This is a genomic window from Kitasatospora sp. NPDC028055 (assembly GCF_040637885.1).
In the GTDB taxonomy this organism is placed as follows: Bacteria; Actinomycetota; Actinomycetes; order Streptomycetales; family Streptomycetaceae; genus Kitasatospora.
In genome coordinates, this window is the sequence record NZ_JBEZXE010000002.1 from 465,192 (window position 1) to 487,754 (window position 22,563).

At 73.5% G+C, this 22,563-nt stretch carries 20 protein-coding genes and 3 tRNA genes; 2 read left to right on the forward strand and 21 right to left on the reverse strand.

Going from position 1 to position 22,563, the window contains the following annotated elements:
• Nucleotides 1–45: 45 nt before the first annotated feature.
• The 5 genes from AB0F71_RS06010 to AB0F71_RS06030 all read right to left on the reverse strand — a co-directional run bounded on the left by AB0F71_RS06010 (nucleotide 46) and on the right by AB0F71_RS06030 (nucleotide 7,548).
• Entirely contained in the window at nucleotides 46–864 is an 819-nt protein-coding gene (locus AB0F71_RS06010) for a hypothetical protein (RefSeq protein ID WP_360228835.1), read from the reverse strand.
• Nucleotides 865–1,190: 326 nt separating this feature from the next.
• Entirely contained in the window at nucleotides 1,191–4,100 is a 2,910-nt protein-coding gene (leuS, locus tag AB0F71_RS06015; protein WP_360228838.1) for a leucine--tRNA ligase, read from the reverse strand.
• Between the two features lie 273 nt (nucleotides 4,101–4,373).
• Nucleotides 4,374–5,738 (reverse strand): hypothetical protein, encoded by a 1,365-nt coding sequence (locus AB0F71_RS06020; protein ID WP_360228840.1) that lies wholly within the window; start codon nucleotides 5,736–5,738, stop codon nucleotides 4,374–4,376.
• Between the two features lie 97 nt (nucleotides 5,739–5,835).
• Nucleotides 5,836–5,908 (reverse strand) — tRNA-Ala (locus AB0F71_RS06025).
• A 200-nt stretch (nucleotides 5,909–6,108) separates the two neighbouring features.
• Nucleotides 6,109–7,548 carry an MFS transporter gene (locus AB0F71_RS06030; RefSeq protein WP_360228843.1) on the reverse strand — a complete coding sequence of 480 codons (1,440 nt, stop codon included), beginning with the start codon at nucleotides 7,546–7,548 and terminating at the stop codon, nucleotides 6,109–6,111.
• A gap of 103 nt (nucleotides 7,549–7,651) precedes the next feature.
• Here AB0F71_RS06030 and AB0F71_RS06035 point away from each other — a divergent pair, with 103 nt between their 5' ends.
• Nucleotides 7,652–8,551: a helix-turn-helix transcriptional regulator gene (locus tag AB0F71_RS06035; RefSeq protein WP_360228846.1), complete on the forward strand. Its 900-nt coding sequence runs from the start codon at nucleotides 7,652–7,654 to the stop codon at nucleotides 8,549–8,551.
• Nucleotides 8,552–8,615: 64 nt separating this feature from the next.
• On the opposite strand, the gene AB0F71_RS06040 is transcribed toward AB0F71_RS06035, so the two are convergent.
• The 8 genes from AB0F71_RS06040 to AB0F71_RS06075 all read right to left on the reverse strand — a co-directional run bounded on the left by AB0F71_RS06040 (nucleotide 8,616) and on the right by AB0F71_RS06075 (nucleotide 13,347).
• Nucleotides 8,616–8,688, reverse strand: a tRNA-Ala gene (locus AB0F71_RS06040).
• 55 nt (nucleotides 8,689–8,743) lie between these two features.
• Nucleotides 8,744–8,816: transfer RNA gene (locus tag AB0F71_RS06045), tRNA-Ala, on the reverse strand.
• A 188-nt stretch (nucleotides 8,817–9,004) separates the two neighbouring features.
• Entirely contained in the window at nucleotides 9,005–9,652 is a 648-nt protein-coding gene (locus AB0F71_RS06050; RefSeq protein WP_360228988.1) for a histidine phosphatase family protein, read from the reverse strand.
• Nucleotides 9,649–10,107 (reverse strand): ribosome silencing factor, encoded by a 459-nt coding sequence (rsfS, locus tag AB0F71_RS06055; RefSeq protein WP_350505427.1) that lies wholly within the window; start codon nucleotides 10,105–10,107, stop codon nucleotides 9,649–9,651. The genes AB0F71_RS06050 and rsfS overlap by 4 nt, the downstream gene beginning before the upstream one ends.
• A 138-nt stretch (nucleotides 10,108–10,245) precedes the next feature.
• Nucleotides 10,246–12,120, reverse strand: coding sequence for a LytR C-terminal domain-containing protein (locus AB0F71_RS06060; protein WP_360228850.1), 1,875 nt, complete (start codon nucleotides 12,118–12,120; stop codon nucleotides 10,246–10,248).
• 13 nt (nucleotides 12,121–12,133) lie between these two features.
• Nucleotides 12,134–12,766, reverse strand: coding sequence for a nicotinate-nucleotide adenylyltransferase (nadD, locus tag AB0F71_RS06065; RefSeq protein WP_360228853.1), 633 nt, complete (start codon nucleotides 12,764–12,766; stop codon nucleotides 12,134–12,136).
• Between the two features lie 124 nt (nucleotides 12,767–12,890).
• Nucleotides 12,891–13,046 (reverse strand): hypothetical protein, encoded by a 156-nt coding sequence (locus AB0F71_RS06070; RefSeq protein WP_350525618.1) that lies wholly within the window; start codon nucleotides 13,044–13,046, stop codon nucleotides 12,891–12,893.
• Nucleotides 13,047–13,200: 154 nt separating this feature from the next.
• The gene (locus AB0F71_RS06075) at nucleotides 13,201–13,347 is read right to left on the reverse strand and encodes a hypothetical protein (protein WP_360228856.1); all 147 of its coding nucleotides are present in this window, start codon (nucleotides 13,345–13,347) and stop codon (nucleotides 13,201–13,203) included.
• Nucleotides 13,348–13,653: 306 nt separating this feature from the next.
• Between AB0F71_RS06075 and AB0F71_RS06080 the strand changes: the two genes are divergently transcribed.
• Nucleotides 13,654–14,742 carry a M48 family metallopeptidase gene (locus tag AB0F71_RS06080; protein WP_360228859.1) on the forward strand — a complete coding sequence of 363 codons (1,089 nt, stop codon included), beginning with the start codon at nucleotides 13,654–13,656 and terminating at the stop codon, nucleotides 14,740–14,742.
• A 125-nt stretch (nucleotides 14,743–14,867) separates the two neighbouring features.
• Here the strand turns inward: AB0F71_RS06080 and AB0F71_RS06085 are convergent, their stop codons facing one another.
• The 8 genes from AB0F71_RS06085 to rplU all read right to left on the reverse strand — a co-directional run bounded on the left by AB0F71_RS06085 (nucleotide 14,868) and on the right by rplU (nucleotide 22,474).
• Nucleotides 14,868–15,929 (reverse strand): hypothetical protein, encoded by a 1,062-nt coding sequence (locus AB0F71_RS06085; protein WP_360228861.1) that lies wholly within the window; start codon nucleotides 15,927–15,929, stop codon nucleotides 14,868–14,870.
• Between the two features lie 115 nt (nucleotides 15,930–16,044).
• Entirely contained in the window at nucleotides 16,045–16,620 is a 576-nt protein-coding gene (locus AB0F71_RS06090) for a hypothetical protein (RefSeq protein WP_360228864.1), read from the reverse strand.
• An 89-nt stretch (nucleotides 16,621–16,709) separates the two neighbouring features.
• Nucleotides 16,710–18,032, reverse strand: a complete 1,323-nt coding sequence (locus tag AB0F71_RS06095; protein ID WP_360228867.1) for a glutamate-5-semialdehyde dehydrogenase — start codon at nucleotides 18,030–18,032, stop codon at nucleotides 16,710–16,712.
• 150 nt (nucleotides 18,033–18,182) lie between these two features.
• Nucleotides 18,183–18,707: a hypothetical protein gene (locus tag AB0F71_RS06100; protein ID WP_360228870.1), complete on the reverse strand. Its 525-nt coding sequence runs from the start codon at nucleotides 18,705–18,707 to the stop codon at nucleotides 18,183–18,185.
• A 162-nt stretch (nucleotides 18,708–18,869) separates the two neighbouring features.
• Complete coding sequence (gene proB, locus AB0F71_RS06105) at nucleotides 18,870–20,006, reverse strand: glutamate 5-kinase (protein WP_360228873.1); 1,137 nt, start codon at nucleotides 20,004–20,006, stop codon at nucleotides 18,870–18,872.
• A 286-nt stretch (nucleotides 20,007–20,292) separates the two neighbouring features.
• Nucleotides 20,293–21,768, reverse strand: coding sequence for a GTPase ObgE (gene obgE, locus AB0F71_RS06110; protein ID WP_360228876.1), 1,476 nt, complete (start codon nucleotides 21,766–21,768; stop codon nucleotides 20,293–20,295).
• 116 nt (nucleotides 21,769–21,884) lie between these two features.
• Nucleotides 21,885–22,142, reverse strand: coding sequence for a 50S ribosomal protein L27 (gene rpmA, locus AB0F71_RS06115; RefSeq protein ID WP_030058248.1), 258 nt, complete (start codon nucleotides 22,140–22,142; stop codon nucleotides 21,885–21,887).
• A 14-nt stretch (nucleotides 22,143–22,156) separates the two neighbouring features.
• Nucleotides 22,157–22,474, reverse strand: coding sequence for a 50S ribosomal protein L21 (rplU, locus tag AB0F71_RS06120; RefSeq protein ID WP_030233759.1), 318 nt, complete (start codon nucleotides 22,472–22,474; stop codon nucleotides 22,157–22,159).
• Between the last annotated feature and the right edge of the window lie 89 nt (nucleotides 22,475–22,563).

Genomic DNA, 22,563 nt, shown 5'->3' on the forward strand with positions numbered 1-22,563 from the left:
GCAGCTGTCCGCGCACTCCTGGGCAGGCCCGGCCGCGCGCGGGAATCAGCTCGCGGACGGCCCCGTGGAGGGCCCCGCCGACGGCTTCCGCAGCCGCTGCGCCAGCTTCGCCAGCGGATCGGCCAGCCCGAGGAGGTCCTCGGCGCTGGGCCGTCCCCGGCCGTCCGTCAGCCCGGCCCGGGCCGCACCGGCACCGGCACCGGCTCCCGCACCCCCGCCTGCCCCAGCACCCGCACCCGCACCCGCACCCGCAGCGACACCGGCACCGCCCGCACCGCCAGTACCCGAAGCACCGGAAGCACCGCCCTCCGCCGTGTCCCAGTGCCGCAGCGCCCCCGCCTCGCTCTCGCACTCCTGGCTCAGCCGGCTCAGCTCGTCGTCCGCGAACCGGTGCATCCGGTCCTGGGCCGCCCACCGCATGGTCTCCGCGGCGTGGGTGATCCGCTCCGCGCGCTCCCGCAGTTCCGGCAGCTTGGCCGCGATCCGCGCGGTGTCCGGCTCGCGCTCCAGCACCCGCAGTTCGCCGTCCAGCTCGGCCGCGTGCGCGTCGAGCCGGGTGAGTAGCGCGAGGGACTCACCGAGCTGGCCGTCCTGCTCCAGCCCGCCCTCCAGCACCTGCCGGGTGCCGTCCAGCGAGGTCCGCAGCTTGAGGCGGACGGTGGCGATCTGCGCGGGCGGGCCGACCTTGGTGTACGTCTTCGCCTTGAGGGTGGCGGTCTCGACGGCGCGCCGGGCGTTGGCCTCGTGCTTCTCGACCTTCGCGGCGACGGCCTTGGCCGCCTTGACCGTACCGACCACGGCCAGGACGAGCGTCGCGATCCCGAAGAGCAGGACCAAGCCGATCATCACGCCGAACACGTCCATCGCGCGTCACCTTCCGCCGCCGTTTCGGCCCCCGCCGGGCCCAACGCGGGCCGCACTGCCGTGGGTTCCACCGTAGCGGCCGCACCCGGGCCCGGAAGGCCCGGAACGGGCCCGGCGGACGGAGATCAGGGACAGATCCGGGATCTCCCCGAGGGCCCGGCCCGCACCCCGCCCGCACCCCCGCACCCCTGCACCCCACCTCCACAGAACACCGGGCGGGTGCCCCGAAGGACACCCGCCCGATCAACTCCGACCCTGGACCCGAACCCAATCAGCCCCGAACCCAATCAGTCCCGATCCGGATCAGTTCCGCTCCCGAACCGACCTCAGCCGGTCACGATGTTCACCAGCTTCGGCGCCCGCGCGATCACCTTCCGCACCGCCGCGTCACCGATCGCCGCGACCACCGCCGGGTCCGCCAGCGCCAGTGCCTCCAGCTCCGCGTCCGTGATGCTCGGCGCGACCTCCAGCCGGGCCTTGACCTTGCCCTTGATCTGCACCACGCAGGTCACCGACTCGTCGACCACGTACGCCGGGTCCGCGACCGGGTAGTCGGTGTGCGCCAGCGACTCGCCGTGGCCCAGCCGGCGCCACAGCTCCTCGGCGATGTGCGGGGCCAGCGGCGCGACCATCAGCACCAGCTGCTCGGCCACGGCCCGCGGCGTGGAGCCGCGCTTGACCAGGTAGTTGTTCAGCTCGATCGCCTTGGCGACGGCCGTGTTGAAGCGCAGCCCGGCCATGTCGCCGCGGATGCCGTCGATGGCCTTGTGCAGGGCGCGCAGCGTCGCGTCGTCCGGCTCCTCCTCCGTGACGACCAGCTCGCCGGTGGTCTCGGACACGACGTTGCGCCACAGCCGCTGCAGGAAGCGGTAGGAGCCGACGACGGCCCGGGTGTCCCACGGGCGGGAGACGTCCAGCGGGCCCATCGACATCTCGTACAGGCGCAGGGTGTCCGCGCCGTACTCGTCGGCGATCTCGTCCGGGGCGACGGCGTTCTTCAGGGACTTGCCCATCTTGCCGGCCTCGCGCTTGACCGGCTCGCCCTGCCAGAAGTACTTGCCGTCGCGCTCCTCGACCTCGGCGGCGGGCACCGGGAAACCGCGCTCGTCGCGGTAGACGTCCGCGGTGATCATGCCCTGGTTGAACAGCTTGTGGAACGGCTCGACGGAGGAGACGTGCCCCAGGTCGTGCAGCACCTTGTGCCAGAAGCGGGCGTACAGCAGGTGCAGCACGGCGTGCTCGGCACCGCCGACGTACAGGTCGGCGCCGCCGGCCGGCTTGGCCTCGGTGGGGCCCAGCCAGTAGCGCTCGTTGGCCGGGTCGGCCACCGCGTCGGCGTTGGTCGGGTCGACGTAGCGCAGGTCGTACCAGCAGGAACCCGCCCAGTTGGGCATGGTGTTGGTCTCGCGGCGGTACCTGCGGACGCCGTCGCCCAGGTCCAGCTCGACGTTGACCCAGTCCTCGTTGCGGGACAGCGGGGTCTCCGGCGAGGAGGCGGAGTCGTACGCGTCGTAGGTGCGCGGCGAGTAGTCGTCGACCTCGGGGACCTCGACCGGCAGCATCGACTCGGGCAGCGCGTGCATCACGCCGTCCTCGTCGTAGACGATCGGGAACGGCTCGCCCCAGTACCGCTGACGGCTGAACAGCCAGTCGCGCAGGCGGTAGTTGACGGTGCCCTCGCCGATGCCGCGCTCGGCCAGCCAGGCGGTGGCGGCGGCCTTGGCGTCGACCACGCTCAGCCCGTCCAGAGACAGGGACGCGGACCCGGACTGCGCCGAATCGCCCTCGGAGCGCACCGAGTTGACGATGACCGAGTCGTAGGTGTCGAAGGCGTCGTCCCACTCCGCCGGGTCCGAGCCACGCCCGTCGGTGGGCTCGACGACGCAGCGCATCGGCAGCCCGAAGGCACGGGCGAAGGCGAAGTCGCGGTGGTCGTGGGCGGGCACGGCCATGATGGCGCCGGTGCCGTAGCCCATCAGCACGTAGTCGGCGATGAACACCGGGACGGACTCGCCGCTGACCGGGTTGACGGCGTAGGCGCCGGTGAAGACACCGGTCTTGACCTTGGCCTCGACCTGGCGCTCGACGTCCGACTTGGCGGCGGCGGCGGCCCGGTAGGCGGCGACGGCCTCGGCGGGGGTGGCGGCGCCGCCGGTCCACTCGGCGGGCACGCCCTCCGGCCAGGCGGCGGGGACGATCGAGTCGACCAGGTCGTGCTCGGGCGCCAGCACCATGTAGGTGGCGCCGAACAGGGTGTCGGGCCGGGTGGTGAAGACGGTGATCTTCCCGCCGTCGACCGCGAAGTCGACCCGGGCGCCCTCGGAGCGGCCGATCCAGTTGCGCTGCTGCAGCTTGATGGCCTCGGGCCAGTCCAGCAGGTCCAGGTCGGCGATCAGGCGGTCGGAGTACGCGGTGATGCGCATCATCCACTGGCGCAGGTTGGACTTGAACACCGGGAAGTTGCCGCGCTCGGAGCGGCCGTCCGCGGTGACCTCCTCGTTGGCCAGCACGGTGCCCAGGCCCGGGCACCAGTTGACCGGCACCTCCTTGGCGTACGCCAGGCGGTACTCGCCCAGCACCTCGTCGCGCTCACCGGCGGACAGGTCGGCCCAGGCGCGACCGCCCGGCACCTCACGCGCGCCGGACTCGAACTGGGCGACCAGCTCGGCGATCGGGCGGGCCTTGCCGGCCGCCTCGTCGTACCAGGAGTTGAAGATCTGCAGGAAGATCCACTGCGTCCAGCGGTAGTAGTCCGGGTCGATCGTGGAGATCGAGCGGCGCGGGTCGTGGCCCAGGCCCAGCCGGCGCAGCTGGTGGCGCATGTTGGCGATGTTGGCCTCGGTGGAGACCCGCGGGTGGGTGCCGGTCTGCACCGCGTACTGCTCGGCGGGCAGGCCGAAGGCGTCGTAGCCCAGCGTGTGCAGCACGTTGTGGCCGGTCATCCGCTGGTAGCGGGCGAAGACGTCGGTGGCGATGTAGCCCAGCGGGTGGCCGACGTGCAGGCCCGCGCCCGAGGGGTACGGGAACATGTCCATGATGAAGCTGTGCGGCTTCGCGGCGACGTCGCCGGCGGCCGGGTCGGCCAGCTCACCGGTGGGGTTGGGGGCGTGGAAGGTGCCCTCCTTCTCCCAGATGTCCTGCCAGCGGGACTCGATCTCCGCCGCCAGCGCGGCGCTGTACCGGAACGGCTCGGTCGCGGTCTCGGCCGCGCCGGACGCAGGGGTCGTCTCGCTCATGGTCCTTCAAGCTCCATCGGTGTCAGTTGGCGAACCGCGACGCGGCCGACCGTGGACCCGTCCCACGACGCGGGCGGGGGCGGAAAACAAAAAATCCCCTCGCAGGAGGGGACGCCACGCCGACTCCGGCACCGCCCGAGGGCGCGGCCGGTCCTGGTCAGCGCGGCCGGCTAAGGAGCAGGCGCACGGTTCGCATGGGCTCAGGGTACCGCAAGCAGGTCAGCGGTCTCCTGGCCGTCCGCGCCGCCCCGCAGTCCCGCAGTCCCGCACCGCCTACGGCGCAGCCGCCCGCCCCGGCCCGCCGTTCCGCAATCCCGCCGCCCCGCCGACCCGCAGCCCCGCTGCCCCGCCGTCCCGCAGCCCCGCCGCCTCGAAGTCCCGCAGCGCCCTGGCCAGCCGCTCCGACTGCATCCCCGCCGCGAGCGAGCGCGCCAGCCCCGCCGTCCGGGCCGCCTCCCGCTGGTCGCCGAGCCGCCGGTGCGTCTCGGCCAGCCGGACCATCAGCAGCGCCTTGGAACGGGCCCGCCCCGGCCCGAGCCCGGCGACGGCCTCGGCGAGCAGGGCCTTCGCCATCCGGTGCTGACCGAGCGCCAGCCGCCCCTCCCCCACCATCCCAGCGAGGTCGGCCCGGGCCTCCTCGGTGCCGGGGACGCCGTCGATCTCGGCGAAGGCCCGGGCGGCGGCCTCCTCGGCCCGCTCGGCCTCGCCGCGGCGGCCGTGGGCGCGGGCGATCCGGCCGTACTGGCGGGCCCGCCCGGTGGGACTGAGCGCGGGCCCGTGGGCGTCCAGGGCGGTGCGCAGCGCGGTGACGGCGTCCAGGCCGCGCCCGCCGCTGCCCTGGGTGGCGAGAGCCACCAGCGCGCCGAGCCCGGCGACCCCGAGCCGGACGTCGCCGCTGACGTGGGCGGCGCGCAGCGCGGCGACGAAGGCCCGCTGGGCGGCCGCGTCGTGGCCGAGGTCGAATGCGGCCCAGCCGGCCAGCCGGGCCAGCCTGCTGGCGGTGCCGTACAGTTCGCGGCCGAGTCGTTCGTCGTACGCACCGAGTTCCAACAGCTTTGCCAGCATGGCGAGTTCGGCGCGGGTGGGGCCGAGGACGAGGCCGCCGCCGCAGGAGCGTTCGAGGCGCTGCTTGCTGCGGTAGGAGAGGCCGAGTTCACCGGCCAGGGTGGGGTCGACGCGCAGCGCGCCCTCGCCGCCGCCGACCGGTGGCGGCGGTGAGGAGAGCCGTTCGGCGGCGTGGTCGAGGTCGGCGCCGCGGAACAGGTCGGTGAGCCGGACCGGTCCGGCGTCGGTGGCGGCCTCACGCAGCGCGGTCTGGGCGGTGTCGGCGGTCCACGGGTCGGTGAGCAGCCGGGGCGAGAGGATCTTGGCGCCGCGGTGGCCGCCCATCCGGCCCCAGAGCTGCTCGTAGGTGACGGCTATGCCGAGGGTGCGGCTGAGCACCTCGCAGACCGTCTGGTCGTGCGGGCTGCGCGGCACCATGCCGCGGTCGCGCCACTTGTACGGGGCGGTGGAGCTGATCGCCAGGCCCGGCGGGAGGGCGAGGCTCACCTCACGGGCGAGCCGTTCCGGACTCCAGCCGAGCTGGTGCAGTATCCGGGCCAGCTCCTCGTTCCGCCTTCGCTGCAGATCGGCCATGGCACGACGGTAGCGGTCTTTCCCTCCCGCCCGCCGGTGGCATGCACACAACGGCGAAGAGCCGCCCCCCGTAGCGGGAGGCGGCTCTCTGTCACTGTGGAGCTATGGGGAATTGAACCCCAGACCTCTTGCATGCCATGCAAGCGCTCTACCAACTGAGCTATAGCCCCTTGACCTGCGATGTCGCCGGGTTTCCCGTCGTTTCCGTCCGGTTTCCCTCGGCGACATCGACTACTTTACACGGTCCTGGGCGTGCTCCTGAAATCCGTTTCCCGGGCCCACCACCGCCGGCCACGGCAGGTGGCACGGCCAACACCGCGCCACCCACGCCAGCCACCCCGTCAGCGCGCCACCCGCGCCAGCCACCCCGTCAGCGCACCGCCCGCCGGCTCCACGCCGCGAACCCCGCCCCGACCAGCACCACCGCGCCGTTGACCGCCAGGGTCACCAGCAGCGCGTGCCCCGACTCCCCGGCCGGCGCCGGCAGGTCCACCTGCCCGAGGAACACCGAGCCGATCACCGCGACCCCGGTCATCTGCCCGAGCTGCAGGACGGTCACCGTCACCCCGCTGGCGTCGGCCGCGTCCTCCGGTGCCACCCCCGCCAGCGCTCGGGCGAACAGCGGGGCGTAGGCGCAGCCGGCGACCAGGCCGAGCGCGGCCGTCTCCACCAGCACCACCACCCCGATCCCGTCACCGCCGCCGAGCAGCACCCCCAGCAGCAGGTAGCCGCCGCCGAGCAGTACCCCGGCGAGCACCGGCAGCGGGCCGTGCAGCCGGCCCGGCAGCCGGTGCCAGCGCAGGCTGGCCAGGCCGAAGCCGACCGCGACGGGCGCCGAGCAGAGCCCGGCCCGCAGCGCGCTGTGGCCGAGGGCCGCCTGCTGGTGGAGGGCGAAGGTGAACATGAAGCCCGCGTAGGCGGCCATGATCGTGAACAGCCCGACGGCGGCGGGGCGCAGCCCAGGGGCGCGCAGCACCCGGCCGGGGATCAGCGGCTGCCCGCCGCGCCGGGCGACCCGGCGCTCGACCGCCACGAACAGGCCGAACAGCAGCGCGCTGCCCGCGATCATCGCCCAGCCCCAGACCGGCCAGCCGAGCTCGTTGCCGAGCACCAGCGGCACCACCAGCAGGCCGAGCGCCGAGCCCAGCACCGCCAGGCCGGGGACGTCGAAGCCGCGCGAGGCGTCGCCGGGCAGTTTCGGCAGGAGCCGGGCGCCGGCCACCAGCAGCACCAGCCCGATCGGCACGTTGACCAGGAACACCGGCCGCCACCCGGTGCCGAACAGGTCGGCGCTGACCAGCACCCCGCCGAGCACCTGCCCGAGCGCGACGCCGACGGCCAGCACCGCCGAGTAGAGGCCGATCGCCCGGGTGCGGGCGGCCCCGGTGAAGGTGCGCTGGAGCAGGCTCATCACCTGCGGCACCATCAGGGCCGCGCCCGCGCCCTGGAGCAGCCGGAAGGCGATCAGCGAGCCGGTGGTCGGGGCGAGTCCGCAGGCCAGCGAGGCGAGGGTGAAGGCTGCCAGGCCCAGTTGGAACAGCCGGCCGAAGCCGTACCGGGCGCCGAGGCGGGCGCCGGTGATGAGCAGGACGGCGTAGGCGACGGTGTAGCCGGCGATCACGAACTGCAGGGCGGCGCCGGAGGCGCCCAGGTCGGTCCGGATGGTCGGCACCGCGACGTTGACGATGGAGCTGTCGAGCACGGCCATGCACTGCCCGCTCAGCACGATCGCGAGGAGCGGCCCGGGCCGTGCGGCCGGTGCCCCGGTGGTGCCCGCGGCCGCGCCGGGCCGGGTCTGGAGGTCGGTCATGGCCACCAGCCTGGGGCGGCGCCGGTACTGGTGGTTAGAGCCTGCCGATCCTGGTACTGGCAGCACCTGTATCGCCCGCGCCCGCTGCGGCACGATGGACGGCATGACCGTGCTGGAGGAACTCCCCGCCGCGACCGGCGGCCGTGAACGGCGGCGCACCGAGCTGGCCCGCTTCCTGAAGGCCTGCCGGGCGCGGGTCACCCCGGAGGACGTCGGCCTGCCGCCGGGGCTGCGCCGCCGCACCCCGGGGCTGCGGCGCGAGGAGGTCGCGCAGCTCGCCGGGGTGGGGGTGACCTGGTACACGTGGTTGGAGCAGGGGCGGCCGATCAACGCGAGCGAGCAGGTGCTGCTGGCGGTGGCCCGGGCGCTGCGGCTGGACGGCACCGAGCGCCAGCACCTGTTCCGGCTGGCCGGGGCGACCCCCTCGGCGCTGACCCGGCCGGCCCCGCCGGAGCTGAGCCCGGCGATCCAGGTGATCCTGGACTCACTGGCGCCGCTGCCGGCCGCGGTCTCCAACACCCGGTTCGACGTGCTGAGCTTCAACCGGCCGTACCGCTCGCTGTTCGGCACCGAGCGGATGCGCCCGTCCCACGGGGTGTTCTTCAACAGCCTCTGGTGCATGCTGACCGCGCCGGAGTGCTGCAACCCGTGCGACAACCCGGAGGAGACCCTGCCGCGGATGGTGGCGGTGCTGCGCTCGGCGTACGGCCGGCACGTCGGCGAGCCGGCCTGGGAGGAGCACGTGCGGCAACTGTCGGCCCGCAGCGAGCTGTTCCGGGAGCTGTGGGACCGCCAGGAGGTGGCGCCGCCGAAGACCCTGCTGCGGATCTTCCGCCACCCGGAGCTCGGCGTGATGCGGCTGAACGCCACCTATCTGACGATGCCGGGCGTGCCCGAGTGCTACATCGTCGTGTACGTCCCGGAGGGCCCGGACGACCGCGAGCTGGTGGAGCGGCTCAACTCCCTGCCGCCGGGCGGCTGGCGGCACACCTGCAAGCCCTGAGCGCCGGGGACCACGGGAACCACGAGAGGCCGCCACCCTCGGGTGACGGCCTCTCGAACTACTGTGGAGCTATGGGGAATTGAACCCCAGACCTCTTGCATGCCATGCAAGCGCTCTACCAACTGAGCTATAGCCCCGCGACACTGGCGACCTGGCTCCGGAACTCCGATGTCCACGACCGCCGATGCGGAGTGGAGCTATGGGGAATTGAACCCCAGACCTCTTGCATGCCATGCAAGCGCTCTACCAACTGAGCTATAGCCCCGCACTCACCGGATCTCCCGCTTCCCTTCCGGGCCGCGTTCCTTCCCTGCGAACGAGGAAGACTCTAGCTGGTCAGGCCCGGAACTGCGAAATCCGCTCCTTCCGGGCCCCCTCGAAGCCTCCGTCACCGGCACCCGCGACGCCCCCGTCACCGGGTGCCTGCCGCCGAGCCCCCGTCGCCGAGTGCCGTCAGGTGTCGTCGCCGATCACCGGCTGCGGGAGCGTGCCCGCGTTGTGCTCCAGCAGCCGCCAACCGCGCGCCCCGCTGCCGAGCACCGACCAGCAGCAGTTGGACAGCCCGCCGAAGCACTCCCACAGGGGAGGCTCCAGGCCCAGCAGCCGCCCGAGCATGGTCCGGATGGTGCCGCCGTGGCTGACCACGACCAGGGTGCCGTTCTCCGGCAGCTTGGCGACCGCCTCCAGCACCACCGGCACCGAGCGGTCGGCGACCTCGGTGGACAGCTCGCCGCCACCGCGGCGCACCGGCTCCCCGGCCGCCCAGGCCGCGTACTCCTCCGGGTGGCGCTCACGGATCTCGGCGTTGGTCAGGCCCTGCCAGGAGCCCGCGTACGTCTCCCGCAGCCCCTCGTGGTGCTGCACGTCCAGTCCGGTGACCGCGGCCAGCTCGTCGGCGGTGCGCCGGGCGCGCTTGAGGTCCGAGGAGATCAGCAGGTCGGGGCGCAGGCCGGAGAGCAGCCGGGCCGCCCGCTGGGCCTGCAGCACGCCCTGGCCGGTCAGGTCGATGTCCGTGGTGCCCTGGAAGCGCGATTCGAGGTTCCAGGAGGTCTGGCCGTGCCGCCAGAAGACGATGCGCGGGCCGCGCGCGTCCCTACTCAGTGCAGGTCCTCGGGCTTGCCGAAGTCGTCGGCCGGGGCGACGGCGTTGCCGGCGTCGTCGGTGATCGCGTCCGGGCGGTTGCGCGACTCCAGGGCGTCCGCGGGCAGCGGCAGCTCGGGGCAGTCCTTCCAGAGGCGGTCCAGCGAGTAGAAGGAGCGCTCCTCGGAGTGCTGGACGTGCACGACGATGTCCAGGTAGTCGAGCAGGATCCAGCGGCCCTCGCGCTCGCCCTCGCGGCGCACCGGCTTGATGTCCAGCTGCTCGCGCAGCTGGTCCTCGATCTCCTCGGCGATCGAGCGGACCTGGCGGTCGTTGTTCGCGGAGGCGATCAGGAAGGCGTCGGTGATCGACAGCACCTCGCTGACGTCGAAGGCGATGATGTTGTGCGCGAGCTTGTCGGCCGCCGCCTGGGCGGCGACGTTGATGAGCTGCTGGCTGTGGTCGGTGACGGTCACGGTGTTCTTCCGGCTCGGCGGCTTGGGGCGGCCCCCGCACGGCGGCAGGGGTCGCCTTCCAGGATCTCACGCCGTCCCCGCGGCCTCGGAACGCTTTTCCGGGGCCGCGGGGGCGGGCGAGGGGCCGGAGCCGGTCCGCTACGGGGTCTTCGGCGGCTGGTAGTCCTTGCCGAGCACGACCACCAGGTCCGCGTTCTGGGCGTCACCGACCTTCTTCACCGCCGTGTCCGGCAGCCCCAGGCTGGTCGCCAGGGACTTCGCCGCGCCCTGCCGGGCGTCGTCGGTGTAGCGGATCTCACTGGTGGCCTGCGGCGCGGTCTTGGCGCCGCCCGGGATGAACGTCAGGCCCGAGTTGACGATCTGGACCTGGGCCGCGGCGCCCGCCGCGTCGTTGCCGGAGGCGTCCTGGAGCGAGACCCGGGCGGGGGCGTCGCCGGCCGCCGCGGACTTCACGGTGCCGCCGAGCACGTCCTTGACCTGCTTGCCGGCGGTGGCCTCGTCCAGGGTGCCGTCCGGCTTGACGGTCAGCGCGGTGGTGCCGAAGTGGCCGTCCTTGGCCTGCTGGGAGAGCTGGGCGAGCACGCCGGCCAGGGCGTCCTCGGGCAGCGAGGGGTCGAGCACCGCGTTCATCCGGTGCACGTCGTCCTTGGCGTCCTTGAACTGGGTCGGCATGGTGCGCACCACGGCGTCCATGACCTGGCCGAACCGGGCCAGTTGGGCGTCCCGGTTCTCGCCCGGGCCCTGGAGGGTGGCGTAGGCGACCGCGGCCTTCCCGCTGAGCAGGGTGTTCTTGCCCGCCGCGGAGAGCAGCTTGCCGTCCGGCTTGCCGCCCTCGTGGGTCTCGGCGTTGGTGTCCACCCGGACGCCGCCGAGCTGGGAGACCAGCAGTTCCAGGTACGGGGTGTCCAGCCGCCAGGTGCCGGCCACCGGAGCGCCGAGCACCGTGGACAGGCCGTCGCGGGTCGCCGAGGCGCCGATCGCGTCCATGGCCTGGCCGACCGTGGTCACCGGCGGGTCGCCCGGGCCGGGCAGCCGCAGCACGTCGGGCAGCAGCAGCACCGTGCCCTTGTGCCCGGAGGCGTCGTCGACCAGCAGTGCGCTGGACACCTTGCCCTGGAGGTCGCGCAGGTGGACGACGTTGACCTGCCGCCCGCCCGCCGCGGCGGCCGCGGTCGGCTTGTCCCCGGTGAACCACAGGTAGCCGCCGACGCCGCCGGCCGCGAGCGTCAGCACCACGCCGAGGCCGATCAGCCGGTTCTTGAGCTTGCGGCGGCGCTCGGCGCGCACCTCGCTGCGGGACTCGGCGAACTTCAGCCAGTCGATGACGTCCTCGGACTCCTCCGCCTCCTCGTCGACGAAGGTGAACTCGCCCGTCTGGTAGGAGTCCTTGGGCGCCCGGCCGCCGGCCTTCCCGGGCCTGGCCCCGGCCACCTGCTCGGACGGCGCTTCCGCCGCGGCCGGGGTGGCCTCCGCGGCCGGCCGGGGGGTCCGGCGGCGCGGCGGCGGTACGACGGCGGGCCCCGCCGGGGCGGACGGCTCCGGGGCGGACGGCTGGGGCACGGTCGGCTGCGGCTCGGCGACCACCGGCGCGGCCTGGTACGGCTGCTGGTACCCCTGCTGCCCCTGGTACCCCTGCTGCTGGTAGCCCCCGTACGGGTCCTGCCCGTACACCGGCTGCCCGTACTGGTCGTACATCGGCGGCTCGTACTGCTGCCCGTACCCCTGCTGCTGCGGGAACTGCCCGGTCTGCTGGTAGCCCTGGGCCGCCTGGGCCTGCTGCCCGCCGTACGTGCCCTGCCCGTACACCGGCTGCCCGTACTGGTCGTACTGGTCGTACGCCTGCGGCTCGTACTGCTGCTCGTACTGCTGCCCGTACGCCGGGGGCTGCTGCTGCCCCTGCGGGTGTCCCTGACCCTGGCCCTGCCCCTGGTACGGCTGCTGGTACTGGCCGGTGGACCACTCCTCCGGCTGCTGCCCGCCGTTGCCGCTGCCGTTACCGCTGCGATCGGTCACGCCCGCTCCTGGCTCAGGTCCCGTGCGGCGCGTACAGCGCCCGCTTGTCGATGTAGCGGACCACCCCGTCCGGGACGAGGTACCAGACCGGCTCGCCCTTGGCGACCCGGTTGCGGCAGTCCGTGGAGGAGATGGCCAACGCCGGGACCTCCACCAGGGAGACCCCGCCCACCGGAAGCCCGGCGTCCGACAGAGTGTGCCCCGGACGGGTGCAGCCGATGAAGTGGGCCAGCGAGAAGAGTTCGTCCGAGTCGTGCCAGGACAGGATCTGGGCCAGCGCGTCGGCGCCGGTGATGAAGAAGAGGTCGGCGGCCGGGTGCAGAGCGTGCAGGTCGCGCAGGGTGTCGACGGTGTAGGTCGGGCCCTCGCGGTCGATGTCGATCCGGCTCACCGAGAACTGCGGGTTCTCGGCGGTGGCGATGACCGTCATCAGGTAGCGGTCCTCGGCCGGGGTGACCTGGCGGTCGCTCTTCTGCCAGGGCTCACCGGTCGGGACGAAGATCACCTCGTCCAGGTGGAACGCGCTCGCCACCTCGCTCGCGGCGACCAGGTGGCCGTGGTGGATCGGGTCGAAGGTGCCGCCCATCACTCCGAGGCGCTTCTTCACCGGTTCCGGTCCGCCGGGATTCCCGGCCTGCTCTCCCATGCCGCCACACCTTACGCGACGCCCGTTGCGGTGCGGGAACGCCCGTGTGGGGGTTGCCCGCAGATGCGTGAGGGAGCGGCCGGCGCACTGGCCGGACGCTCCCCGAGCCGTCCCGGGACCGAGCTCAGCGGTCCCGGTTGAAGCGGGTGGTGATGAAGAGCAGGAGCAGCAGGATGAACAGCGCGGCGCCGCCCGTCAGCAGCGGGTTCAGGCTGTCGTGGTTGCCCCCCTCGCCCTCGGCGAGCAGGTTCAGGACGGGGAGTGCGGCAGCAGTGCTCATGGTCGGCGGGACCTTCTCGGCTCGGTGAACGGACCTGGGGGGTGGTTCCGGGCCGGTGAGGGCCCATCCGTCATCGTACGGGGGGTTGCGCGGCAACCGCTCGGCGGCCCACCGCCGCTGACCGGGCGTGAGCGAACCGAGTGGGACGCGGCGGCTACTGGCCCCGGAAGGCGCGGGCCATGATCCAGACCAGCAGTCCGATCCCGACGAAGGAGGCGATCACGATGATCCGCAGGAACAGGCCCGGGCCGGCCTCGTCGGAGATGGGTGTGGCCAGGCTGACCAGCGCTTCGGTGGACATCTGAGGGACTCCTCGAACTGCTCGGTACCGCGGCCGGGTCCGGTCTCGGTTCTCCAGGGCATTCAGGGTAAACCGGCCTCACACCGGCACCGCCCACCGGCCCCCGCGCCGCGCCCGGGCCTCCGCCGGCCCGTCCCCACGCCGCCGCCGACCCCTCCCCCGGCGCCCCTCCGGCCGCCCCCGGGGACGAGTACGCAACCGCGGACGTTGCACAGGCAGTCGTTGCAGACGAGTCACTGCAGGCGAAGACCAGCGGGGGGCCGGGCGCTGCACCGGGACCGCCGTCGACCAGGAGGTACGCAGACCATGACCGACACGACCGCGAACGCACCGAGCCGCCGTCGCCAACGCTTCCCCGAGATCTCCACCCGGGCCTGGGAGCACCCCGCCGACCGCTCGGCGCTGGTCGCCCTGCGCCGGCTCTCCGGCTTCGACGACGTCCTCAGGAAGCTCGCCGGGCTGGTCTCCGAGCGCTCGATCCGGCTGATGTTCCTGGCCACCGCCGTGAAGACCTCCGAGCGCCAGTTCCCGGAGCTGCACAGCATGGTCCGCGACGCCGCCTACGTGCTCGACCTGGAGCAGGTCCCGGACCTGTACGTCAGCCAGGACCCGACGGTCAACGCGTTCACCATCGGCATCGACACCCCGATCATCGTGGTCACCAGCGGCCTGGTCGAGCTGCTGGACGAGGAGGAGCTGCGCTCCGTCATCGGCCACGAGGTCGGCCACGCGATGTCCGGCCACGCGGTCTACCGGACGATGCTGATGATCCTCACCAACATCGCCACCCGGATCGCCTGGGTGCCGCTCGGCAACCTGGCGATCATGGCCATCGTCACCGCGCTCAAGGAGTGGTTCCGCAAGGCCGAGCTGTCCAGCGACCGGGCCGGCCTGCTCGCCGGGCAGGACCTCCAGGCGTCCATGCGGGCCCTGATGAAGCTGGCCGGCGGGCACAACCTGGCCGAGATGAACGTCGACGCCTTCCTGGAGCAGGCCGAGGAGTACGAGAAGGCCGGGGACCTGCGCGACGGCGTCCTCAAGCTGCTCCAGCTGCTGCCGCAGACCCACCCGTTCGCGGTGGTCCGGGTCGCCCAGCTCAAGAAGTGGGCGGAGAGCGACGAGTACCGCTCGATCATGGCCGGCGCCTACCCGCGCCGCACCGACGACCGGGACGCCTCGGTCGGCGAGCAGTGGAAGGCCGCCGCCGAGCACTACACGACCTCGGTGAAGGAGAGCAAGGACCCGCTGATGGGCCTGCTGCGGGACGTGGCGGGCGGCGCCGCGACCGTCGGCGGCAAGCTGCGGGACACCTTCACCGGCGGCGGCCGCAACGACTCGGGCCCCCGCAACGGCTCCGGGGAGCACGGCGGCTCCGGGAACCGCACCGACGGCTGACCTCGGCGGGGAGCCTCCCCCGCCACGGCTCCGGCACCGCTCCGGCACCCACGGCCGGTGACCCGCCCGGGTCACCGGCCGCGCTGCGTCCGGGACTGCTCAAGCCGTCCAGCCTGCGCCCCCGCTCAGCTCCCGGCCAGCACCCCGCACACCTGCCAGGCCGGCCGCGCGTGGTTACCCGGGTCGACCGGCGTCGGCGCGGCCACCGCCGTGCCCTGCGCGGTGGCCAGCACCGGCTGCAGGAAGCCCGCCATCGAGGTGGTGCACGGCTCCGGGCCGGCCTGCAGCACCGCGTCCACCAGCCGCAGCTGCGCCTGCCCCAGGTCGACCCGGTCGAGCTGGAAGGTCAGCTCGCGCCGCACGGTCTCCAGGGTGACCGGGGCGCCGGCCGGGGCCCCGGCGGGCTTCAACGCGTAGACGAAGGTGTGGTCGGTGGTGATCTGCAGCGTCCCGCCGTCCGACTCGTCGACCCGCATCGCGCCGACCACCTTCACGGTGTCGGAGGCCAGCGCGACCTGCGCCGGGTCGAAGCGGACGATCCAGCCGGTCACCGCGTGGTGCCGGTCGTCCACCGGCTGGGCGACGCTCGCGTCGAACTGGGCCTGCTCACCGGGCGTGACGAAGGCCCGCACGTCCGTGGTGGCGCCCTGGACCAGCACCGCCGGCGTCAGCGAGGAGGTGACCAGGTAGCGCTGCACGGTGTCGAGGGCCTTGGTCACCTCGACCTTGCTGAAATGCTCGGTGCCCGCGCCGCTCGGGGTGTTCAGTCCGGCCGCCCCGTCGCCGTACCCGGGCGGCAGCGCGGCGAACGGGTGCGCCGGGTCGGCGACCGGGCGCACGGCCGAAGCCGGGCTCAACGCGACCAGGCTGACGGTCAGTTGACTGCCCTCCGGCCGGGCCGGGATCCCCTTGGGCGAGTTCACCCCGAAGTACACCGCGGCCCCGAAGGCCAGCAGGATGAGCAGCAGCAGGGCCAGCGCCTGACGCGGCACGCTGCCCAGCGGCCCGAGCCGCACCCGGGCCCGGGTGGCCTTGCCGAAGGAGCCCGCGAGCCGCTCCCGGGCGGACAGTTCCTGGATCCGGGCAGCCCGGACGAACGACTCGTCGAAGACGACGGACCGGAACTCGTCCTCATTGCCGGAACCGCCCTCGGGCGTACCCTCAGGAGGCTCGCGCGGGTCACCCATAGCACCAGGGTAGGCGCACACCGGGCCCGCCACGAGGGCCCCGGCGCAGATTGCCGGGAACGCTCCGTGACCACCGCCCCGGGGCGTGCGCCCCTGGACACTTCCCGGAGCCGCGCTACGGGGTCGACGCCACCAGTGACGGCTCGGCCGGCGCCGACCGGGGGTCCGCGCCCGGGCTGCTGCTGCCGGACTCCGGGCGCCGGGGCGCCCCCGAGGAGCCGCCCACGCCCTGGTAGACCGCCGCGACCGCCACCGCCACCAGGCTCACGCCCATGATCACGGCCAGCACCCAGGCCACCGGCCGGTGCCAGCGCTGCTGGGCCACGTACCGCCCGCGGGCCCGCACCGGGTCGTGGCGCCGACCCCAGCGCCGGCCCTGGCGGCCGGCCGCCCGGCCCGGGCCCGACCAGGGGTCGGGGTAGAGGTGGTCCTCGTCGAGTCCGCTCGGGTACGGGCGCAGCTCCAGCGGCAGCCCGTCCCCGGCCGGCACGTCATAGCTCCAGCCCGGTCCCGCGGAATCCGGCTCGAACCGCGCCTCGGCGGCGGCGAGCTGCCGCTCCTTGGCGGTCGGCTCGTGCACGGCGGCGGACCGGACGAAGGCCTCATCGAAGACCACGGTGGCGAACTCGTCGTCCGCACCACCGTGGTCGGCGCCGTCGGGGTACGGCAAGCCCCCCACATCCTCAGCCACGGATTCAGCGTATTACCGGCCGGGCGATTTGTCTGTGGCTCCCGGCAGTTGGTCCGTCACACGTGTGACGACCGCCCCGCGCGGCGCCCTCACCCGGCGTCCGCGCCCCCGCCCACCGTCTGCGTCGCCTCGCCGCGGACATGCCCGTCACCAGTGACGATGTACTTGGTGCTGGTCAGCTCCGGCAGGCCCATCGGGCCGCGGGCGTGCAGCTTCTGGGTGGAGATGCCGATCTCCGCGCCGAAGCCGAACTCACCGCCGTCGGTGAACCGGGTGGAGGCGTTGACGGCCACCGTGGTCGAGTCCACCAACTGGGTGAACCGGCGGGCGGCGGCCTGCGAGGTGGTGACGATCGCCTCGGTGTGGCCCGAGGACCAGCGGCGGATGTGCTCCACGGCCGCGTCCAGCGAGGGCACCACGGCCGCCGCCAGGTCGTACGAGAGGTACTCGGCGCCCCAGTCCTCGTCGGTGGCGGGCACCGCGGTGACGCCGGTGCCCTCGGCGGCCTTGAGCACCGCCTCGTCACCGTGCACCGTCACCCCGGCCTCGGCCAGGGCGGCCAGCGCGAGCGGCAGGAAGGCGTCCGCGACGTCCTGGTGCACCAGCAGCGTCTCGGCGGAGTTGCAGACGCTGACCCGCTGCGCCTTGGAGTTCAGCAGGATGCCGACGGCCATCGCCAGGTCGGTCCGGGCGTCCACGTACACGTGGCAGTTGCCGGTGCCGGTCTCGATCACCGGGACGGTCGAACCCTCGACCACGGTGCGGATCAGCGAGGCGCCGCCGCGCGGGATCAGCACGTCGACCAGGCCGCGGGCGCGCATCAGCTCCTGCACCGAGTCCCGGCTCTCCCCCGGAACGAGCTGGATCACGTCGGCCGGCAGCCCGGCCGCGACGACGGCGTCCCGCAGGACGGCGACCAGCGCGGTGTTGGAGCGGTAGGCGGAGGCGGAGCCGCGCAGCAGCACCGCGTTGCCGGACTTGAGGCAGAGCGCGGCGGCGTCCACGGTGACGTTCGGCCGGGCCTCGTAGATGATGCCGACCACGCCCAGCGGCACCCGCACCTGACGCACGTCCAGGCCGTTCGGCAGGGTGTAGCCGCGCACCACCTCGCCGACCGGGTCGGCCAGGCCGGCCACGTCCCGCACGTCCGAGGCGATCGCGGCGATCCGCTCGCCGGTCAGGCTCAGCCGGTCGACCACCGACTCGGCCGTCCCCGCCGCGCGGGCCCGGGCCACGTCCTCGGCGTTGGCCTCGACGATCTCGGCGCTGCGGGCGACCAGCGCGTCCGCGATCGCCAGCAGCGCGGCGTCCTTGGCCCGGCGCGGCAGCGGGGCGAGCGCGGCGGCCGCCTCCCGGGCACGGCGCGCTACGGCGAGGACGGGGCTTTCGGCGGTGGCGAGGTCGCTGGTCATGCCGCAAGGGTAGCGACTGCACCCGCTCCGCCGAGCCGTCATTTCGCCGGGTGAGACGGCGCACGGACGGCTCCGCGCGCCCTCGATACGCGGCGCGCCCCGCCTCAGTACGGGGAGCGCCCCGCCCTCGGTACGCGGTGCGCCCCGCCCTCAGTACGGGTGCACCCCGCCCAGGTGCGGCGGCGGATCGCCGAAGCCCTCGGCGACCCGCTTGTGGTACGTCGCCCGGTCGACCACCTCCAGCCCGACGATCTCCCACGGAGGCAGGCTCGCGGTCGCCTTGTGCTCGCCCCACAGCCGCAGCGCTATCGCCGCCGCGTCGTGCAGGTCCCGGGCCTGCTCCCAGTAGCGGATCTCGGCGTGGTCGGCCGCGTAGCGGGCGGTCAGGAAGAACGAGTGGTCGTGCGCCAGCCGCTCCAGCGAGGCCCGCAGCGCGGACAGCGGCGTGGTCTGCCCGGCCACGCTCAGCACCACGTGCCACAGCCGGGCCTGCTCCGGCACGCTGGGCGGATCCGCCGCCTGCGCGCGCTGCGGCCGCAGCCGGCGCACCCCGCCGGACCCCTGCGACGGCGGACCGGCCGGCTCGGCGGGGCCGTCCCCGCGTCCGCCGTCGATGCTGGTCAGCCGCCGGCCCGCCGTCCCTCCGGTCAGCGCTGCCTCGCGCCTGCGTTCCACCGGCGGCCTCCTGTTCGGCGATCTCGTGTCGTCCCGCACCGGCCCGCCGGCCCCCGGCCGACCGGTACGGCTGCGCCCCTCCTCGCCCGCGGCCGGGCCGCTCCCGGTACGGAGCGGCCCGCCGACCGCGCTGCGCCGTCCGGCCGCCGGCCGTACGGCCGGTCAGCCGTGCAGAACGACCAGGTCGTCGCGGTGGACGACCTCCCGCTCGTACCCGGCGCCGAACTCCTGGGCCAGGTCGCGGGTGGACCGGCCGAGCAGGCGGGGCAACTCCCTCGCATCAAAGTTGACCAGTCCGCGAGCCACGATGTGGCCGTTTTCGGCAAGAAGGTCCACCGGATCACCCGCGGCGAACTCCCCGTCGACCTTGGTCACCCCGGCGGGCAGCAGCGAGGCGCCGCCGGAGACGACCGCCTCGACCGCGCCCGCGTCCAGGTGCAGGGCGCCGCGCGGGCTGCTGGCGTGGGCCAACCAGAGCATCCGGTCGGAGGTGCGGCTGCCGGTGCGCCGGAAGAGCGTGCCGGTGGGCCGCCCGGCCAGCGCGTCGGCGGCGTGGCTGGCGGCGGTGAGCACCACCGGGATGCCCGCACCGGTGGCGATCCGGGCCGCCTCCACCTTGGTGACCATGCCGCCGGTGCCGACGCCCGCCTTGCCGGCGCTGCCGATCTGGATGCCGTCGAGGTCGTGCGGGCCGCTCACCTCGGCGATCCGGCTGGTGCCGGGCCGGGACGGGTCGCCGTCGTAGAGGCCGTCCACGTCGGAGAGCAGCACCAGCAGGTCGGCCCGGACCAGGTGGGCGACCAGTGCGGCCAGCCGGTCGTTGTCCCCGAACTTGATTTCGGCGGTGGCGACGGTGTCGTTCTCGTTGACGATCGGCATCGCGCCCATCGCCAGCAGCTGGTCCAGCGTCCGGTAGGCGTTGCGGTAGTGGGCGCGGCGGCTGGCGTCCTCGGCGGTGAGCAGCACCTGGCCGACCCGGATGCCGTACCGGGCGAAGGAGGCGGTGTACCGCGCGACCAGCAGCCCCTGGCCGACGCTCGCTGCGGCCTGCTGGCGGGCCAGGTCCTTGGGCCGCTTGTCCAGGCCGAGGGGGGCGAGCCCGGCGGCGATGGCGCCGGAGGAGACGAGCACCACCTCGGGCGCCCCGGGGCGGCTGCGCACCTTGGCGAGCGCGTCCACCAGGGCGTCCACCCGGTCGGCGTCCAGGCCGCCGGCCGCCGTGGTGAGTGAGGAGGAGCCGACCTTGACCACGATCCGCCGTGCGGTCAGCACCTCCTCCCGCAGTGAGTCCTCGCTCATCTCGCTGTACGCCCTTCCGGTGTGGTGCGGGTGCGGCGGGGCCCGGCCCGGCCGTCATGGCCGAAATCTACGCGATCCCCGCAGGTCGTCCCCAGGGGGTTTCACCGGCTGGACTCGCCCCGACCACCGGGCCGGACCCGGCCGAGCTGCTCAACTTCCAGGCCCCGCAGGCGAAGTGACGGTGCGTCATGGCAGAACGAAGCGGACGGCCCCGCCACCTCGACAGGTGGCGGGGCCGTCCGCTTCGCGGCGGGGCCGACTCAGCGGTCCTCGACGAGGAGCCGACTCAGTGGTCCTCGTCGTCCTCGATCGCGGCCTGCCGGCCGCTGGAGAGCGCCTCGAAGGCGAGGAACTCGGCCTCGGCCGCGTCCCGGCCCTTCTGCTTCTCGCGGCGGCGGTCGACCGCCGGGCGCTGGGTCTCCATCCGGTGGTCCTCACCACGACGGCCGAGCATCTCGGCGCCGGCGGCCATGGTCGGCTCCCAGTCGAAGACGACGGCGTTCTCGTCCGGGCCGATGATGACGGTGTCGCCCTCGTGCGCGCCGACCTTCCACAGCCGGTCCTCGACCCCGAGGCGGGCCAGCCGGTCGGCCAGGTAGCCGACGGCCTCGTCGTTGCTGAAGTCGGTCTGGCGGACCCAGCGCTCCGGCTTGACGCCGCGGATGCGGTAGGCGCCGTCCTCCTCCTCGATGGTGAAGCCCGCGTCGTCGACGGCGGTGGGCCGCAGCACGATCCGGGTGGACTCCTCGACCGGCTTGGCGGCACGCGCCTCGGCGACGATCTTCGCCACCGCGAAGCTCAGCTCGCGCAGACCCTTGCGGGAGGCGGCGGAGACCTCGAACACCTGGTAGCCGCGCTCCTCCAGCGAGGCGCGGGTCAGGTCGGCGATGTCCTGGCCGTCCGGGACGTCCACCTTGTTGAGCGCGACCAGGCGCGGGCGGTCCTCCAGACCGCCGTACTCGGCGAGCTCGGCCTCGATGGTCTCCAGGTCGGTCAGCGGGTCGCGGCCGGGCTCCAGGGTGGCGCAGTCCAGCACGTGCACCAGCACCGAGCAGCGCTCGACGTGCCGCAGGAACTCCAGGCCCAGGCCCCGGCCCTGGCTGGCGCCCGGGATCAGGCCGGGCACGTCGGCGATGGTGTAGACGGTGTCACCCGCGGTGACCACGCCGAGGTTGGGGACGAGGGTGGTGAACGGGTAGTCCGCGATCTTCGGCTTGGCGGCGGAGAGCACCGAGATCAGCGAGGACTTGCCGGCACTCGGGTAGCCGACCAGGGCCACGTCGGCGACGGACTTGAGCTCCATCACGATGTCGCGGGACTCGCCGGGCTCGCCGAGCAGCGCGAAGCCGGGGGCCTTGCGGCGGGCCGAGGCGAGCGCGGCGTTGCCGAGGCCGCCGCGGCCGCCCTGGGCGGCGACGAAGCTGGTGCCGTGGCCGACCAGGTCGGCGAGCACGTTGCCCTTGCGGTCCAGCACCACGGTGCCGTCCGGCACCAGCAGGACGAGGTCGTCGCCCTCCGCGCCGGTGCGGTTGCCGCCCGCGCCCGGCTTGCCGTTGGTGGCCTTGCGCTTGGGCGAGTGGTGGTACTCGAGCAGGGTGGTGACCTGGGCGTCGACGGTCAGGATGACACTGCCGCCCTCACCGCCGTTCCCGCCGTCCGGTCCGCCGAGCGGCTTGAACTTCTCACGGTGAACGGAGGCGCAGCCGTGGCCTCCGTTACCCGCGGCGACGTGCAGTTCGACGCGGTCCACGAAGGTGGTCATGGTTGTGCCTCCAGTACGGGGAAGGGTTCTTCTACGTGAAGCGCGAAGGGTGGACCGGAGAATTCCGGCCCACCCTTCAGTGTGAGTCCTCAGCAGACTCGGGAGTCCGTTCGGACTCAGGCCTCGACGGCCACGATGTTGACGACCTTGCGGCCGCGACGGTTGCCGAACTGCACCGCACCGGCGGTCAGCGCGAACAGGGTGTCGTCGCCACCACGGCCGACACCGGCACCCGGGTGGAAGTGGGTGCCACGCTGGCGGACGAGGATCTCGCCGGCCGACACGACCTGGCCACCGAAGCGCTTCACGCCGAGGCGCTGGGCGTTCGAGTCACGGCCGTTACGAGTAGAGCTTGCGCCCTTCTTGTGTGCCATTTTTCGCTATCCCCTTACTTGCTGACCGAGTCGATGCTGGTGATGCGCACCGCGGTGTGCTTCTGACGGTGACCCTGACGACGGCGGTAGCCGGTCTTGTTCTTGTAGCGCAGGATGACGATCTTGTCGCCCTTGGTCTGGTCGACCACCTCGGCGTGAGCCTTCACGCCGGCCAGGACCCACGGGTCGGAGGTGACGGCGTCACCGTCGACGACCAGGATGGTCGAGAGCTCCACCGAGTCACCCGGCTTGGCCTCGATACGGTCGATCTCCAGCACGTCGCCGACGGCGACCTTGTGCTGGCGGCCGCCTGCGCGAACGATCGCGTACATGCGGTACCTACTTTCCCAACTCGGTCGGAACTCCCGACGCCAGCCACCTGGGTACGGACACAGGGGCCTCCCTCCGAACGCGCGCGCAC